General features: G+C 47.7%; 11 protein-coding genes. 8 read left to right on the forward strand and 3 right to left on the reverse strand.

Features of this window, described 5'->3' with window-relative positions; all coding sequences use genetic code 11:
• The first annotated feature begins 227 nt into the window (after nucleotides 1–227).
• Together A4R26_RS00415 and A4R26_RS00420 are read left to right on the forward strand one after the other, a co-directional pair.
• Nucleotides 228–473 (forward strand): hypothetical protein, encoded by a 246-nt coding sequence (locus A4R26_RS00415; protein ID WP_081158512.1) that lies wholly within the window; start codon nucleotides 228–230, stop codon nucleotides 471–473.
• A 109-nt stretch (nucleotides 474–582) separates the two neighbouring features.
• Complete coding sequence (locus A4R26_RS00420) at nucleotides 583–1,155, forward strand: carboxymuconolactone decarboxylase family protein (RefSeq protein WP_081158514.1); 573 nt, start codon at nucleotides 583–585, stop codon at nucleotides 1,153–1,155.
• On the opposite strand, the gene A4R26_RS00425 is transcribed toward A4R26_RS00420, so the two are convergent.
• On the reverse strand, nucleotides 1,150–2,001 hold the full coding sequence (locus A4R26_RS00425) for a sigma factor (RefSeq protein ID WP_081158517.1): 852 nt from the start codon (nucleotides 1,999–2,001) through the stop codon (nucleotides 1,150–1,152). The two genes, A4R26_RS00420 and A4R26_RS00425, sit on opposite strands and share 6 nt — an antisense overlap.
• Before the next feature lie 396 nt (nucleotides 2,002–2,397).
• Between A4R26_RS00425 and A4R26_RS00430 the strand changes: the two genes are divergently transcribed.
• Both A4R26_RS00430 and A4R26_RS34705 read left to right on the forward strand, forming a co-directional pair.
• Nucleotides 2,398–3,636 carry an MFS transporter gene (locus A4R26_RS00430; RefSeq protein WP_081158520.1) on the forward strand — a complete coding sequence of 413 codons (1,239 nt, stop codon included), beginning with the start codon at nucleotides 2,398–2,400 and terminating at the stop codon, nucleotides 3,634–3,636.
• 82 nt (nucleotides 3,637–3,718) lie between these two features.
• Entirely contained in the window at nucleotides 3,719–3,886 is a 168-nt protein-coding gene (locus A4R26_RS34705) for a hypothetical protein (protein ID WP_165760107.1), read from the forward strand.
• A gap of 138 nt (nucleotides 3,887–4,024) precedes the next feature.
• Here the strand turns inward: A4R26_RS34705 and A4R26_RS00435 are convergent, their stop codons facing one another.
• Both A4R26_RS00435 and katG read right to left on the reverse strand, forming a co-directional pair.
• Nucleotides 4,025–7,006, reverse strand: a complete 2,982-nt coding sequence (locus tag A4R26_RS00435) for a PQQ-dependent sugar dehydrogenase (protein ID WP_081158523.1) — start codon at nucleotides 7,004–7,006, stop codon at nucleotides 4,025–4,027.
• A 395-nt stretch (nucleotides 7,007–7,401) separates the two neighbouring features.
• Nucleotides 7,402–9,675: a catalase/peroxidase HPI gene (gene katG / locus A4R26_RS00440; RefSeq protein WP_081158525.1), complete on the reverse strand. Its 2,274-nt coding sequence runs from the start codon at nucleotides 9,673–9,675 to the stop codon at nucleotides 7,402–7,404.
• Between the two features lie 243 nt (nucleotides 9,676–9,918).
• Between katG and A4R26_RS00445 the strand changes: the two genes are divergently transcribed.
• From A4R26_RS00445 to A4R26_RS00460, 4 genes are all read left to right on the forward strand, one after another.
• Nucleotides 9,919–11,217, forward strand: a complete 1,299-nt coding sequence (locus A4R26_RS00445; RefSeq protein WP_207625651.1) for a glycoside hydrolase family 88 protein — start codon at nucleotides 9,919–9,921, stop codon at nucleotides 11,215–11,217.
• Nucleotides 11,218–11,319: 102 nt separating this feature from the next.
• Entirely contained in the window at nucleotides 11,320–11,898 is a 579-nt protein-coding gene (locus A4R26_RS00450) for an RNA polymerase sigma factor (protein WP_107685780.1), read from the forward strand.
• A 68-nt stretch (nucleotides 11,899–11,966) separates the two neighbouring features.
• Nucleotides 11,967–13,151: a FecR family protein gene (locus A4R26_RS00455; RefSeq protein WP_081158531.1), complete on the forward strand. Its 1,185-nt coding sequence runs from the start codon at nucleotides 11,967–11,969 to the stop codon at nucleotides 13,149–13,151.
• Nucleotides 13,152–13,382: 231 nt separating this feature from the next.
• The gene (locus tag A4R26_RS00460) at nucleotides 13,383–16,808 is read left to right on the forward strand and encodes a TonB-dependent receptor (protein ID WP_081159405.1); all 3,426 of its coding nucleotides are present in this window, start codon (nucleotides 13,383–13,385) and stop codon (nucleotides 16,806–16,808) included.
• Nucleotides 16,809–16,821 lie beyond the last annotated feature (13 nt).

A 16,821-nucleotide genomic window follows, 5' to 3' on the forward strand; every position in this document is an offset into this window, starting at 1 on the left:
AACAAAGCATGATGAGCAGGCTGTTCAAAACGGTTCCTTTATTTTTCATATCCTATTAAAGAGGATACAGCGAACCTACTTTAATCCTTTCAGTTTAAAGGAGCAGGATTGTAAATTAAGATGTAAACTGTGTAAATAATTGTAAAAGTCACCTTGACCTTGAAACCCGTTGCTTAAGATCATCATAATGCTAAACTAAAGGTCCCGGCCGGGGCGCTTCGGCCGATATGGCAAATGCATGCCGGTGTGCAAAAAAGATCAATGAAAGGGCAACACTCAATCTGGCAGCCAGGGATATTTTTCATACCTGGAAATTAAAAAGAGAGATCATTATCCCATACGCACAGGTGCGTTACTACCTTGAGTTCGACACCCAACGGTTTGATCTCACTTTCAGCTACCGGTTTGGAAAAGCTGCCGGCAATAAAGAAAGAAGAACCGGTATCGACGCAGAAGCAGGGCGGGTAAACTGATGTAAATCAGAAGATAAGCGGTGCTTGAAAAATTATTTACATTTTTCTTCCCGGTTGCTGTCACAAAACGAATAAGTCCGGATCATAGGTAAGAACAAATTTTATGTATATGGAGACACCATTTCTTACCCCTGTTGAAAAGCCAAAAGGCTTACTCGGAAGATTTCTTTATTTCTATTCCAAAAAGAAATTCGGCAAGGTGATGACCCCTTTAAAGGTGATGGCTGCCCGCATGCCCATTAGCTTTGCCGCCTTTTCCGGAAAGATCAATCAACTGGACAATAAATTACAGTTGCCGGCAGAAACGGTTATGCTTGTGCGGCAAAAAGTGGCGGAGATCAATGTTTGCCTTTTTTGTATCGATATCGGCCGGTCTAAAACGATAGCCTCCTCTATGGACCAGGCGAAATTCGACGAGTTACATGAATATGAAACCAGCACCCGCTTTTCTGAAAAGGAAAAAGTGTTGTTGAATTTCGTTACCCGCCTGGCCCGTGACCGGAAAATGGAAAGGGAATTATTTGAGGAGCTGGCAAAACATTACGATGAAAGATCTATTTGTGAGATCATCTGGATAACAGCTACTGAATTCTATTATAATATAGGCAACATAGGCCTGAACGTTCATTCAGATATGTTCTGTGATATTGCCAAAATGAGAAAACGGCAGAAGGCGTTATGACGCTTTCCTGATCTTTAGTTTATCAGGATTTCGAACCAGCAGTAAACGGGTAATAACATTATTATCCCATTCGAAATACTGGATGGAATCCAATTCTTTATCGGCCCTACGGAGTATCAGCACCGCTGGTACTCCGTTTACAAAGGCGGGTGTAAATTCATATACGTCGCCCTGGTTTTCGGGAAGCTGCATTATGCCAAAGAAAAACTTCTGAACTTTATCGAAACCAACAAGCGGTTTAAGGGCGGCACTGCGTTTACCTCCGCCGTCGCTGTAGAGCTCAATATCGCTGCGGAGCACTTTTTCCAGTGAAGACCGGTCCTGGTTCAACACTGAAAACAGGAATGCTTCAATCAGTTCATTACATTTTGCCGGGTTGACCGGAATACTTTTGCTACGGCCGAGTTTATCGTGGGAGCGGTGCAGGATCTGGCGGCAGTTATCAGGTGAAAGTCCGGTCATCTCTGCTATATAGCCGTAATCCGCTGAAAAGCTTTCACGTAAAATAAAAACAGCCCGTTCCACCGGGTTAAGCCGTTCAAGCAGAAAAAGTAAACCGTATTCTATGCCCGGTGAATCAGTTGCTTCGAAGGTAATAAGTGGTTCAGGCAGCCATGTACCGGTATAGGCCGACCGCAGCATTTTCAATTCATCGAGCCGTTTTATTGTTTTGTTGACGATCATGCGTCCCAGATAGGCCTTGGGCTCCCTTACATTTTCAGTGGTTATCCATTTCTCATAAATGTCCTGAACGATATCCTCGGCTTCCTGCACTTCGCCAAGCATATTGTATGCTATTGTGAACAGGTAAGGACGGAGGTTGAGTACTTCTGTTGTTATTTCCATTTCCGGTATAAAAAAGCTGCACAAAATTATCGAAAAAAAGGGGGTGTCACCATTATATCGTCACCGTAAATAATTTTTTTCGAATAAGCCCCGGCTGTTTATCTTTGCAATCGTCAGATGATATGACGAGTAGCTTAATTCCACGCCATTCGCTGGCAGATGAAGTAGCCGCGCAGTTACAACCAGATTGCCTTCGGAAATACTGTACAAATTAACAGTTGGTTTCTCTCCATATACAAAACACTACTGATTTCAGGGAAACACAGGACCTGCATGAACAATTGCTGAAAAGCATCGAAACATGCGATGCGAAAAAGGCCTGGAACACGGCCGCAATAATTATAGGATATACTGCCCGGTAAAATTTTTATTATTAAACATGAGATGATCTGATTTATGAAGACAACCAGTTCCTCCGCAGTAATTGACCCCAAAGCAGTTGCCCAGACAACCGTGTATTCCATTCTGTTTACGATCAGCTTTACGCACCTGTTAAACGATATGCTGCAGTCGGTGATCCCGGCTATTTACCCGCTGCTGAAGCAGAATTTTCATTTGTCGTTTACCGAGATCGGCCTGATCACTTTTACCTTTCAGCTAACCGCTTCATTGCTGCAACCATTTGTTGGGCATTATACCGACAAAACACCACGCCCGTATTCGCTGGCTATCGGAATGGGTTTTACGCTGACAGGACTTCTTTCATTATCACTGGCTTCGAGCTTTATTGCCATACTTGTTTCCGTTAGTCTTATCGGTATGGGTTCCTCTGTTTTTCATCCGGAGTCGTCGCGGGTTGCGCACCTCGCTTCCGGTGGTAAAAAGGGACTGGCCCAATCGATCTTTCAGTTAGGCGGCAATGCCGGCAGCGCCATTGGCCCATTACTGGCGGCGCTGATCGTTGTTCCGCACGGACAGTTCTATATTATCTGGTTCGCACTCGCAGCCATATTGGGTATAATTGTGCTTGTAAGGGTAGGAACCTGGTATAAAGGTCATCTCGACTGGAAAATGAAAAGTAAGTCAGTAGCCGCAACCGTGATGCATAATGCCCTGCCGAAATCGAGGGTGATCACTTCCCTGGCTATCCTGCTTGTACTGATCTTTTCAAAGTACTTTTACATGGCCAGCATGAGCAGTTATTTTACGTTCTATCTCATTGATAAATTCCATGTATCGGTACAGCAATCGCAGATCCACCTGTTTATTTTCCTGGCAGCGGTAGCTGCTGGCACATTGATAGGCGGACCGCTCGGTGACCGGTTTGGAAGAAAGTACATTATATGGATCTCGATCCTTGGCGCAGCGCCGTTCACGCTGTTGCTGCCATATGCCAACCTGTTCTGGTGCGGCGTGCTTTCTGTGATCATCGGCGTCATCATCGCATCGGCCTTCTCTGCGATCCTGGTATATGCCACCGAGCTCGTACCTGGTAAAGTGGGAATGATCGCCGGGCTGTTCTTTGGTTTTGCCTTTGGTATGGGCGGCCTGGGTTCGGCAGTATTGGGAAAGCTGGCAGATATCACCAGCGTGGGTTATGTTTTCAAGGTTTGTGCATTTCTGCCGCTGATAGGGATTATAACAGGTTTTCTGCCAAATATAGAGGGAAAGCGGAGCGCTTCAGGAAAGGTTTAATGCTCACAATTACACCACCCATCAAAAAAACGCCAGAACCTGTAATGAATTTCGTAACTTATGTACATTAAAATTCCAGGTTATGAAAAGAATTGTGGTTGTTGTTATACTCATTGCCTTTATTGGCGCGGTTGCATTTGCCAGATTAACCCGCACAGACAGAACGCAAAAGGAAAAAGCGCCTGTAAAACAGGAACAGAAAACAGAGCAGAAAAAGGAACACAAAAAACGTCACTGCATGTTCTCTTAAGCTTTAGAAAATAATTCGTACTCGCTTTGCGGCGAAACACGATCTGACAAAAAGCCCCCCGGAACACGGAGGGCTTTTTTTATATGCACCAGTTTGCATGAAAAAGGGTGAGCAACTTTGATAGTTGACCTACTCTTGTTATCGATTGGCTTTTACCAGTTTTAATGACTCTTTATTATTCAATCGCAAATAATACGTGCCTGGTTTTAATGCCGATACGTTTATCGGCTGACGAGGCTGCGTTAGTTTGATCTGTTTCAATACGCGGCCCTGGTTGTCGACCAGTGTTGCCATGGTATTTAATAACTGCTTATTGTTCAATTCTACTATTACCGTGCTGGTAGCCGGCTGCGGGTACAAGCGGGCAGCTTCGGCGGTTGGCCGGTAATTCAACTCTGCTGTTTTTGAATAGGTGGTTCTGTCGGGCTCAACGATCTTCAGGCGGTAATAAAACCTGTCACCGGCAGGTGACCTGTCGTCGTAGCGATAGCTATAATTTTCCTGCCCGTTGGCGGTTACAGTACCGATCGTCGCAAAGCGCTTTCCATCGGTGCTGCGTTCAACTTCATATTTTATGATACCCGACTGGCTGGCAACATTCCAGGTAAGCAGTACATCTTTTGATGCTGTTTGCTGCGCATCGAATGAAACGATCTGCACCGGCAATACCGCGGCCAGCTGGAAATCGAGGTAGTTTACATTAAGATCGTTGGCTTCAAAAACAAAACGGAATACGTGTACGCCGCCGGAGATATTACCCAGTGGTACGGTCAGAGACTGCCATACCTGGAAACCACCGGTATTGGGCACATTGATGCTGCCCGAAACATCCACGCCATCCATCTCTATATGAAAACGGCGGCCTGTACCGGGAGCGGCCACTCTTACATAAACCATGTAGGCTGCGCTGGTTGTAGCATTCAATGTATATTCCAGCCATTCTCCATTTGAAACCCAGCCAATATTATAAGTGCCTTCTGCGCAGTTCTGCAGGTCAACATCTTCTGTTGTACGGTATTCATTGCCTGCATTGCCAACAGATGTTTCATGATAGGCAATGCCTTCTCCGCCTCTGTCGAAGTCTTCTATTTCTACCTTGCCGGGAATATTCATCGGCGTACCGTAATAAGGATTCTGTAACGAACCGCTCAGCGTATAAGTTGCGGTAAAGGTTGTATTTACCAACGGCGCGCGAAGTGTTTGGGCAGCGGCTCCGCCATGCGCCCAGGAAGCAAAAGCGTACACGTTATTGTTCAGCACCTGCGGGCCCGGCGCTTCCAGTGTAAGCGAACCGTTGGCAACCCATGTTCTTGAAAATGGCGCTACGGCTTCGCCGCCCAATACCAGTCTCAAACCCGGTATGTTGGCTGCGGCCGTCAGTTCTACTTTATTTGGCTGTATATCTACCGAATCGATGCCAACGCGGCCATCACTGTCGGTTACGGTTAGTATGATGCGGAACCATACGTTGTGCGACTGTTCGCCGCCATTGTCGGCAATGAATGTGCCGTTCGTTATACCCGATGGTACGGTTGGTCCGGGGTGCCAGTGTTCGCTGGTGGCGTTTTCCCGGTGAAAGAACCGTATTTCCCATGTATAGGCAGAAGCAGGCAGAACGCCGTCTTCAGCATCTGTTGCCGTTCCGGAGAACGTTACCTGGTCAAGCGCATTCCAGGTTAAGGTATTTGATGGCGAAGTGATCTGCACTGCTGGTCTGGCATTGAAAGGCAGCACGGTAAGTGTTGCGTTGTTGCTGGTTGCCGTGCCGTTCACATTGGTAACTACACAACGGTAATTACCTGCATCGCCTGCCGCTACCGCGTTTATCGTGTAGGTGCCGGCGTTGGCGCCCGGAATATCCACGCCGTTGAATTGCCATTGATACTGGAAGGGAACGGCGCCATTGGCAGAAACACTAAACGTTACCGGGTCGCCGGTAACGATGGTTTGACTAACCGGGTGGTTGATGATAACCGGCGCATCCCTGTTATCGTATTCAACCCGCCATAAGCTGCCGGTGTTGTTATACAGAATGTAATAAATATTTCCATCCAGGCCTACGCTTGTTCCCAGCACGGAACCGAAACCGGTAGCTGAAAATTCAGTATGCCCATTGCCGGGGTTGGTGGCATCGACACTTCTGAACCAGTCGTTACACCAGTCGGAAAAATAAAAGCGGTTGCGATATGCAGCCGGGTAATTGGTGGCGGTGGGATTGAAGAAGACCCCCGAAGTAATGGCGCAGCCCCAATTGGGATGGCCATAGTAAAATGCCGCTGTAATGGTATTGGCCGGTTGCTCAGGGCCCGAACGGCCGTTCTGGTCCCAGCCATAGTTGTAGTTTTTGGTGGCATCGGGATTGGTAACATCGTCTATCTCTTCATAGTTGCCGCCCACATTTACAACAAAGATCTTACCCGATACCGGGTCGAGGCTCATCTTCCAGGGATTCCGCATCCCCATGGCCCACATGCTTCGCTTTTGCCGGGTGGCGCCCGCTTCATTGTAATACGGATTGCCGGGGGCGGGATCGCCATTTTCTGTCAGCCGCAAAATTTTGCCGCGATAGGTATCGGGCATAATGGCCTGCGCGGGTTGATTACTTTCACCAATGGCCACATAAAGAAAGCCCTGTTTAAAAAGCAATGCCCCGCCGTTGTGAAAACCATTCAGAATGGGATCGAACTCCATCACATGCGTAACGGAACTTACCTGGTTGGCCGGCGTGATAACTATGTAATCGAGGTAATGCACCGTCATGTCGGCCTTTGTATAAAAAAGGTAACATTTACCGTTTGTTGCAAAATCAGGATGCAGGGTTATGCCTAATAAACCCTGTTCGGCGGCGGTTACGGTTGCAACGGTATGCACTGTTGATACCGTACCATTCTGAAATACTTTTACCGCGCCGGAGCGTTCTGCAATAAATATTCTTCCGTCTGGCGCATGCACCATGGCTGTTGCCTCATTGATAACATCGCCGGTAAGCTTTCTTTGAAAGAAGCCGGGCGGTAACTGTGCAATAACCGGTGAAAAAAAAGCTGATAGCAACACCAGCAGCGTAGTGAATAAATATGTACGGCAAAATGATCGTTGCCCTACATGTGGTGGGATTCTCATAGCGTGTTTAACTTGATTTTATTAAAGAAAAACCTAATGCGGTATAACCGTCACTGTTATATGCAAATGGCGTGCAACTGTGCCCGGCTAAATATATTTTGCGCGTTTATGTAGATAAATAGATGGAGAAAGACCGGTTGTCTAAGAAATGATGCGCATAAAGCAACCTGATCTTATAGTTGAGCGTAAAGCACCGGTTCTTTGCCGGAAGTATTTTCAACCGGTATTACCGGAATGTTACGTGATTATACGCTGCAGAACGTTCAATGACGATACGGGAAGAAAAGTTTTGACCCCAGGTAGAACATTTGTGCATTGCCTCACCTGGTATAAATGAAAATGGTGAGCTCCTTTTTTCAGCGGAGCTCACCATTTTTTTATGACGGGTTCTTTTATCAGTTAAGATCGAATCGGTCGAGATGCATCACTTTATTCCAGGCGGCTACAAAGTCATTGACGAATTTTTCTTTGGCATCCGAGCTTCCGTATACTTCGGCAATGGCCCTCAGTTCCGAGTTGGAACCAAACACCAGATCGGCGCGGGTGGCTGTCCATTTGGGCTGACCGCTTTTGCGGTCGCTGCCGATGTACAGTTCTTTATCTTCAGAAACAGCTTTCCATGCGGTGTTCATATCGAGCAGGTTTACAAAGAAATCGTTTGTAAGCACACCTGGGCGTGCGGTGAATACACCATTTTTTGAACCGTCGAAATTGGTGTTCAATACGCGCATACCGCCAACCAGTACGGTCAACTCGGGTGCGGTAAGGGTGAGCAGGTGCGCTTTGTCGATCAGTAGCGCTTCGGTTGAAACCGGGAATCTGGCAACGCGGTAATTACGGAAGCCATCACCGACCGGTTCGAGGTAACCAACTGATTCAACATCGGTTTTTTCCTGTGCAGCATCCATACGGCCAGGGGTAAACGGAACCGTGATGTTATGGCCCGCATCTTTTGCCGCTTTTTCAATGGCGGCAGCGCCTGCCAGTACAATGAGGTCGGCGATGGATACTTTTTTACCGCCCTGTTGTGCTCCGTTGAATTCTTTTTGAATGCTTTCGAGTTTGCCCAATACTTTTTGCAGTTGCGCCGGGTTATTGACCGCCCAGTCTTTTTGCGGTGCGAGGCGGATACGCGCGCCATTGGCGCCGCCGCGTTTGTCGGAACCACGGAAAGTGGAAGCGGAAGCCCAGGCTGTGGAAACCAGTTCCGGAACGCTGAGGCCCGATGCCAGTATTGTTGCCTTCAGCGCTGTAATATCATTGGCATCGATCAACGGATGATCAACTGCAGGAATGGGGTCCTGCCAAAGCAGTTCTTCTGCCGGAACTTCGGGGCCCAGGTAACGGGCGCGTGGTCCCATATCGCGATGCGTTAATTTGAACCATGCCCGCGCAAATGCATCTGCAAATGCATCGGGATTCTCCAAAAAGCGTCTTGATATTTTTTCATACACCGGATCGAACCGTAAAGAAAGATCGGTGGTAAGCATGGTGGGCAAATGTTTTTTACCACTATCGTATGCATCAGGAATAATGCCTTCTGCATTTTTAGCTACCCACTGATGGGCGCCGGCCGGGCTCTTCGTAAGTTCCCATTCAAAAGCAAACAGGTTCTCAAAGAAGTTATTACTCCATTTGGTGGGCGTTTTTGTCCAGGTAACTTCAAGGCCGCTCGTAATGGTATCGGCGCCTTTGCCCGAGCCGAAGCTATTGCTCCAGCCAAGGCCCTGCAGTTCGATCTCAGCCGCTTCAGGCTCTTTGCCAACGTTGGTAGCAGGAGCAGCGCCATGGGTTTTACCAAAACTATGACCGCCTGCGATCAATGCAACCGTTTCTTCATCGTTCATGGCCATGCGGCCGAATGTATCGCGAATATCTTTTGCGGCAGCAATCGGGTCAGGGTTCCCATCAGGCCCTTCGGGGTTTACATAGATCAAACCCATTTGAACGGCAGCAAGCGGTTTTTCGAGGTTGCGTGTATGGATCTGGCCGTCTGCATCGTCGTCGGAGGATACTACGCCATGTTCTTTTGGAACGCCGGGCGAACCATGCGCGTAACGGACGTCGCCACCGAGCCAGGCATTTTCCGAACCCCAGTACACATCCTCATCCGGTTCCCATACATCGGGCCGGCCACCGGCAAAACCAAAGGTTTTAAAACCCATCGATTCCAGCGCCACATTACCGGTAAGGATCATCAGATCGGCCCAGGATATTTTGTTACCGTATTTTTGTTTTATGGGCCACAACAGCCTGCGCGCTTTATCGAGGCTTACGTTATCGGGCCAGCTGTTGAGCGGGGCAAACCGTTGTTGACCTGAACCACCGCCGCCACGGCCGTCGAATACGCGATACGTACCCGCGCTATGCCATGCCATGCGAATGAACAGTGGTCCGTAATGCCCGAAGTCTGCCGGCCACCAATCCTGTGAATCGGTCATAAGCGCATGCAGGTCTTTTTTAACAGCTTCCAGGTCGAGGCTTTTGAATGCTTCGGCATAATTGAAATCACCCATGGGGTTCGATTTTTCAGAATGCTGGCGAAGGATGCTCACCTTTAACTGGTTAGGCCACCAGTCGCGGTTTCTTGTACCGCCACCGCCTGTATTTTGTTTTAAGCTGCCATTGTGAAAGGGGCATTTACTGATGTCTTTTGAATCTTTTTCCATTTTATAAAGTTGTTTATGGTATTAATTGAACACATTCCTGCACAGGTGGTTGCGCAGGGTGGTAAAGGTAGGCTTTTGAGGTAATAAGGATAATCGATTAAATCTATAGTTCTATAGGTAAAAACTATAAGGTTGGAGGCGTAACGGGGAGGCGCTTCAAAAAAATAACCGGCTGGTGTGGGATTTTTTTGCTCCCGACGGTCTTAGTTTACAGGAATACTTATTTATCACAAAAGCCAGCCAATGAATTTTTTTAAACGATTGATGTACGTGTCGTATTTACTGACCGTACCGGTTGTTTCCTGCTTTTCGCAGCAGCCCGATGACAATTTTGTGAAACGAAGCTTTGACGCTGCCGAACCGCTTTACCGCAACCTGCTGCATAAAACATCAGGCAGTTTTGCTTTGTACCCGCATTCGCTGTACGCGCCCGATTCAATCAAATATTATGGCATCGATGAATGGACAGGCGGTTTCTGGCCGGGCATCCTGTGGTATATGTTCGAATATACAAAGGATACCAGCTGGAAGCGCGCCGCTACGGCATGGACAGGATCGCTGGAAGCCAATCAATTCAATACGAACCATCACGATATCGGGTTTATGATGTATTGCAGTTATGGCAATGCCATCCGTTTTCAGCACAATGCCGCTTATCGGAAAATATTGCTGCAGTCGGCTGAATCGCTTACTAAACGGTACTCGCCCGTGGTTGGCTGTATACAAAGCTGGAACAAACGAAAGTCGAAAGGAGATAAAAATACCTGGGAATACCCGGTGATCATGGATAATATGATGAACCTGGAATTACTTTTTTATGCCAGCCGGGTAAGCAACGATCCGAAGTACCGTCAAATTGCTATCAGCCATGCCGGAAAAACCATGCAGCATCATCTGCGTAAAGATCTCAGTTCTTATCACGTAGTAAATTATGATCCCAAAACAGGGGCTGTGTTGCATAAACAAACGTTGCAGGGGTTTTCAGATGAATCAACCTGGGCAAGGGGGCAGGCCTGGGGTATTTATGGCTTCACGATGACCTACAGGGAAACCGGTGATAAACGGTTTCTGAAAACGGCTACAGGAATGGCCGATCTCTTTCTGCAACACAAAAACCTGCCAAAGGATAAAATTCCTTATTGGGATTTTAATGCAGGCGAACCGGGCTTTACACCCGATTGGGAATTCGACCCCGCCCGGTTCACCGAAACCCCGAGGGATGCATCGGCCGCTGCCATTGCCAGTTCGGCGTTGATAGAGTTGAGTACATTCGTAAGCGGGAAGAAAAGCAGGCGTTATTATGACGCCGCTGTTGCGATCTTGCGATCGTTGGGCAGCGATGCATATCTGAACAGGGGAGCGGCCAACAAGTATTTTTTACTGAAGCACAGTACCGGCAATTTACCAAGCAACCGCGAAATTGATGTGCCGCTTATTTATGCCGATTATTATTTTCTGGAAGCTTTGTTGCGGTATGAGCGCAGTAAGAAAAAATATGATCGAACAGCTTCGTTACAATCCGATATTGCCAAAATGAGATGATTTTCATGCTGCCATGTAATTGCTTTCTGCACCGGCCTTACTTTCATTTGCTGCAGTGAAGATGCAATGCAGGATTTTTTTTCTACATTTGATCTTCACGCTATGGCAGATTTGCATGAACAGAGAACAAATGACAGGATGCTGTTGCAGCAGTTGCGAAACGACGATGTGACGGCGTTCGATTCCCTGTACGAAAAGTACTGGGCACTTGTTTATTCTGCCGCTTACAAACGCCTGAAGGATACCAGTTATGCCAAGGATATAACACAGGATATTTTCCTGCAGCTCTGGCACAGAAGGCATGAGCTGAATATTGAAAACCTCGCTTCTTACCTGTACACCGCTGTTCGTAACAATGTGCTTAAATGGATGGAAAAGGAACAGCGCATTAAACCAATTCCCGAATTGCTGCAGCAGGCAGCGCGGGAAGGGGCCGATGCAGCTGTGTTGCGCAAAGAATTTATGGTCAAATACGAGAACCTTATCAATACGCTCACCCCATCCCAGCAACAGATCTTCCGGATGCGTTACCAGCAGGAACTGTCGACAGCAGAAATTGCCGAACAGCTCAACGTAAGCCGGAAAACCGTGCAAAACCAGTTAGGCAGGAGCCTGCTGACTTTGCGCGAACTACTCGGCGCCGTTTATTTTGTTTACCAGCTTCATCTTTATGCTTCTTAAAAAAAGTTCCTGTTGCGTGGGGCTTTTTCTTTTTCGGCGGTCTATATTATATAGAACCTATCGCCAGCATGGATAAAAAAGATTTGCTCGAAATTCTGAAAAAGTACCGTCTTGGGACTGCCACCAGGGAGGAAGTTGAATTTTTACTCGCTTATTATGATCTGTTTGAAGTGGAGGAAGATGTGATTGCCTCCAAAGCTGCTGCAGAAGTAAAGGCGTTGAAGGAAGACATCCGTGCCGGTATAAATGAAAAGATAACCGGTAAACCAGCTTCACCCGTCCGGTATATCAACGTTCGTTTCAAATGGTTGGCTGCAGCATCTGTGCTGTTAATTGTTGCCATAGGCGCCGTATTATACAACCTTCGCCAGCCTGCCGTCCAAAGCGTTGCTGCAGTAAACGACCTACCGGCTGCACCCACTGTAAATGATATTGCCCCGGGCCGCAACCAGGCCATGCTTACACTGGCCGACGGATCTGTGATCGCACTCGATGATAAAGCGAACGGTGTTATTTCGCAACAGCAGGGAACACTGGTAAAAAAGACCGCCGACGGCCACGTTGTGTATACTGAGAATGAAAAAAGCGCGGCAATGGCCATCAACACAATTACCACACCCAATGGCGGCCAGTACCAGCTCACCTTATCTGATGGAACTAATGTGTGGCTTAATGCGGCTTCCTCCATTACGTTTCCTACCTCTTTTACCGCCGCAGCCAGAGAAGTACAGATCACCGGCGAAGCTTACTTCGAAGTGGCCAGGGACAAACGTCATCCGTTTAAAGTGATTTCGAAAAACCAGGTGGTAGAAGTGCTGGGAACGCATTTTAATGTGAATACCTACCCTGATGAACCTGCTGCAAAAACCACGCTGTTGGAAGGCAGCGTAAAAGTAAACTGTACCGGGGGCGTAAAAAATAAAGCAACCTCATCGAAAGTATTGGTGCCCGGTCAACAGTCAGTCGTCACCGGGTCAAAAGAGCCCATCCGTGTTCAATCGGCCGATTTGGAAGAAGCGGTTGCATGGAAGAATGGCTACTTTAAGTTCGACCGGGTAGATATTCAAACCATTATGCGGCAGGTAGCCCGTTGGTACAATGTGGAAGTAGAGTATCGTGGCAGGATCAGTGATGATGTATTCGTTGGTAAAATTGCCCGGAGTGAAAATGTATCGGGCGTATTGAAAATACTGGCTTTGAGCAAGATCAAAACTTCCATTGAAGGACGTAAAATCATTGTTTTGAATCAATAAATAAAACGCGAAAGTATGAGATCGTAAAACCGTATTCATTAAGCCCCAAAAAAAACCGGAAGTGCTACCAACACTGCCGGCCCTGAGTTCCCGAAGGAACTTATTTGGATGCGCTCAAAATTCCCGGAAAAAGAATCTTAATCATCAACCAAACGCTGCAAAAGTATGCAATTGACTGCTAATGGCAAAACGGGAACCGCTTCCCGTTTGCGCCTTAAATTGTTTCTACGCATGAAACTAATTACGATTCTCCTGGTTGTTGGCTGTGTGCAGTTACATGCCAGGGGATTTTCGCAAACCATCAGCCTCACTGTTAAAAATCACCCGCTCGACCGTGTATTGAGTGAGATCGGCAACCAGAGCGGTTATTTCTTTTTTTACCGGTACAACGAATTGCAGGATGCCAAAAGGGTAACTTTAAATCTGAAAAATGTTCCGCTTGAAAAAGCCCTGCAGGAGTCGTTAAAAGGGCAACCGTTTACCTACACCATCGATCAGAAAACCATTGTGATCACCAGGGTTAAAGCCGTTACTGTAAAGGAGCCGCAGCCGGTTGTTGTAATTGAGGAAACCCGGGGAACGGTTGTGGGTGAAAAAGGCGAACCCCTGGCCGGCGCTACGGTACAGGTAAAAGGAACAAGCCTGATGCGGGTAACCGATGCAAAGGGAAATTTCCGTTTCGATGATCTTGGCCCCGCAGCCGTTCTTGTTATCAGCTACACCGGATATGAAGAGCAGGAAGTACCTGTTGCAGGAAAAACGAGTGTTACCGTGCGGATGCGTACGGCCAACCAGCACCTGAACGCTATTGTGGTAGTAGGTTATGGCACCCAGCTGCGCAAAGACGTAACGGGTTCTATCAGTACTATCAATTCACAAAAAATTAAAGACCAGCCGGTGGTTAGTATTGACCAGGCTATGGCCGGGCAAATGGCAGGTGTGCAGGTAACACAGGCCACAGGGGCGCCCGGCGGGGGCGCAGCAGTACGGATCAGGGGAGCGGGTTCGCTCAGCGCGGGCAATGAACCCCTGTATGTAATTGATGGGTTCCCGGTTACCAACGATTATGATCAACGCAATAACCCGCTGAACACTATTAATCCGGCTGATATTGAAAGCATACAGGTACTCAAAGATGCATCTGCAACGGCAATCTATGGTTCCCGGGGTTCAAACGGCGTGGTGATCATTACCACGAAATCTGGAAAAAATGGCGTTACCCGGATGAACGTCAACGTTACTACCGGGGTACAAACGGTTGAGAAACTGGTAGATGTTTTAAATGCCCGGGAGTTTGCCAACTATGTAAACGAATCAAGGAACAATGCTTGGGTTAATTCAGGCGCCGGCCGTTCGGCATCCGATCCTAATTCGGCACGCCTCAATAATGTAATGTACCGGTTGCCCGATGCGCTCAGCAATCCCGATTCGTTGGGCGAAGGAACCAATTGGCAAAAAGAGATCTTCCGTGCGGCATATATGCAAAACTATCAGTTGAATATTTCCGGCGGCAACGATAAAACGAATTATTTCATTTCTGCAGGATATCTTAACCAGCAGGGAGTTGTGTTAAATTCTGACCTTAAGCGTTATTCTTTCCGTATCAATGCAGAATCAAAGCTGAATGATAACCTGAAAGTGGGCGCGAATTTAATGCCTGCCTATACCTTCACCAATCTTGTAACGGCAGAAGGTAACTGGCAGGGTGGGGGTATTATACAATCCGCTATTACTGCCGGCCCGCACCTGAAACCTTACGATGCCAGTGGCAATTATACCAAAATAACCGGGCAGGGTATTGGAACAAGCGAGGTTGATAATCCGGTAAAGCTGGCCAGGGAAGGTATGAACCAGCTGGGCAGCCTGCGTTTACTGGGTACTGCTTTTGCGGAACTCAGTATTGCAAAACAGTTCACATTTAAAGCCCTTGCGGGTACCGATATCCGCAACAACCGGCAGGATGTGTTCAGTCCATCCATTGTCAATCCGAACAGTGTAAATGCTACCAAAGTGCCTACCGGCAGCAGCAGTACGTTTGAAAGCAAAAACTGGCTGGCTGAATTTACGCTGAACTATAACCGCACGTTCAACCGTCATAAAGTGCAGGGGTTGCTGGGTTACACTGTTCAGAAAGAATATATCGACGAAAATACCATAAACGGTACCAATTTCCCGAACGATATTATCCGCACAATCAACGCCGCAGGTTTAATTACCAGCGCCAATTCAACAAAAGAAGAATGGTCGCTGCTTTCTTACCTGGCAAGGCTGAACTACAGTTATGATGGCAAGTATTTGCTTACTGCAGCGTTCCGCCGTGACGGCTCTTCCCGCTTTGGTTCAGATAACAGGTGGGGATTGTTTCCTTCCCTGTCGGTGGGCTGGCGTTTGAGTGAAGAAAATTTCCTGAAAAATGTAAGCTGGATCAGTGACCTGAAACTGCGTGCCAGCTATGGCCTTACCGGCAACAACTTCATTAGTAATTACGGCCACATTGGCCTTACCATTGCCGATAACTATGTTTTTGGAAACAACGGCGGCTCGGTTAGCAATGGTATTCGTTTAAACAATATCCCGAACAGCGAACTGGGTTGGGAAAAGAACAGGCAGATGGATGCCGGTTTCGAACTGGTGGTATTAGGCAACCGCCTTACCCTGGTTGCAGATTATTACAACAAACGCACATCCGACCTGTTGCTGAGTGTTCCGGTGCCCACACTTACAGGTTATTCCAATGCTTTACAAAATATAGGCGAGATAGAGAACAGGGGTTTCGAGTTTGCGATTACCAGCCGCAATACGACAGGTAAGTTCAGGTGGACGACCGATGTTAATTTTTCAACGAACCGGGTAAAAGTGATCGCATTGGGGCCCGATGGTTCGCCGATCATTTCACGGCAGGCCACTTCGGCCAGTGCGCCAACGCATATCACCCAAATAGGCGATGTACCGGGTGCATTCTTTGGCTACCAGGTAACAGGCGTTTACCAAAACGATGCAGAGGTGGCAAAAGGGCCTTCCATTATCAATGCCAATGGCACTACACAATCACGCCCGGGTCAGCTGAAGTTCCTCGATGTAAATGATGACGGAGAAATAACATCAGACGACCGCACTGTCATCGGCGATCCGTTCCCCGACTTTACATATGGGATAACCAATACCTTCAGCTACAGCAACTTTGATCTTGCTTTTACATTGCAGGGGGTACAGGGCGTGGAGGTGCTGAACTTAGCCCGTCGTTATTATGGTAATTATGCAGGTTCATACAATGTGTTGCGCAGCGCCGCAAATGGATGGCGTTCTGAATCGCAGCCGGGCGATGGGATCACGCCTATGATCGACCGCAACTTTAATTCCTATGCAGGCAGCAACGTTATCAATAACGTTACATCCAATTTTGTGGAAAATGGTTCTTTCCTGCGCATCCGTAACATTACACTGGGGTATAGCCTGCCACAGGAGGCATTGCGTACGCTCAGGATCAACAATGCCCGTTTCAGTTTTACGGTGCAGAATGCCTATACGTTTACCCGGTACGAGGGGTATAATCCCGAAGTAAGCGCACAGGGCGGCAGCCCGCTGGTGCCCGGTGTAGATGCAGGCGGTTACCCGCTTGCAAGAAGTTTTAACCTGGGAATAAATATTGGTTTTTAACTCATCCCTCAAA

It is taken from the genome of Niastella populi, from assembly GCF_002078015.1.
Taxonomy (GTDB): Bacteria; Bacteroidota; Bacteroidia; order Chitinophagales; family Chitinophagaceae; genus Niastella; species Niastella populi.

Bases quoted from the DNA above. Each gene is read 5' to 3' on its own strand.
- A4R26_RS00415 (WP_081158512.1), top strand. From the start codon at position 228: ATGGCAAATGCATGCCGGTGTGCAAAAAAGATCAATGAAAGGGCAACA.
- A4R26_RS00420 (WP_081158514.1), top strand. From the start codon at position 583: ATGGAGACACCATTTCTTACCCCTGTTGAAAAGCCAAAAGGCTTACTC.
- A4R26_RS00425 (WP_081158517.1), bottom strand. From the start codon at position 2,001: ATGGAAATAACAACAGAAGTACTCAACCTCCGTCCTTACCTGTTCACA.
- A4R26_RS00430 (WP_081158520.1), top strand. From the start codon at position 2,398: ATGAAGACAACCAGTTCCTCCGCAGTAATTGACCCCAAAGCAGTTGCC.
- A4R26_RS34705 (WP_165760107.1), top strand. From the start codon at position 3,719: ATGAAAAGAATTGTGGTTGTTGTTATACTCATTGCCTTTATTGGCGCG.
- A4R26_RS00435 (WP_081158523.1), bottom strand. From the start codon at position 7,006: ATGAGAATCCCACCACATGTAGGGCAACGATCATTTTGCCGTACATAT.
- katG (WP_081158525.1), bottom strand. From the start codon at position 9,675: ATGGAAAAAGATTCAAAAGACATCAGTAAATGCCCCTTTCACAATGGC.
- A4R26_RS00445 (WP_207625651.1), top strand. From the start codon at position 9,919: ATGAATTTTTTTAAACGATTGATGTACGTGTCGTATTTACTGACCGTA.
- A4R26_RS00450 (WP_107685780.1), top strand. From the start codon at position 11,320: ATGGCAGATTTGCATGAACAGAGAACAAATGACAGGATGCTGTTGCAG.
- A4R26_RS00455 (WP_081158531.1), top strand. From the start codon at position 11,967: ATGGATAAAAAAGATTTGCTCGAAATTCTGAAAAAGTACCGTCTTGGG.
- A4R26_RS00460 (WP_081159405.1), top strand. From the start codon at position 13,383: ATGAAACTAATTACGATTCTCCTGGTTGTTGGCTGTGTGCAGTTACAT.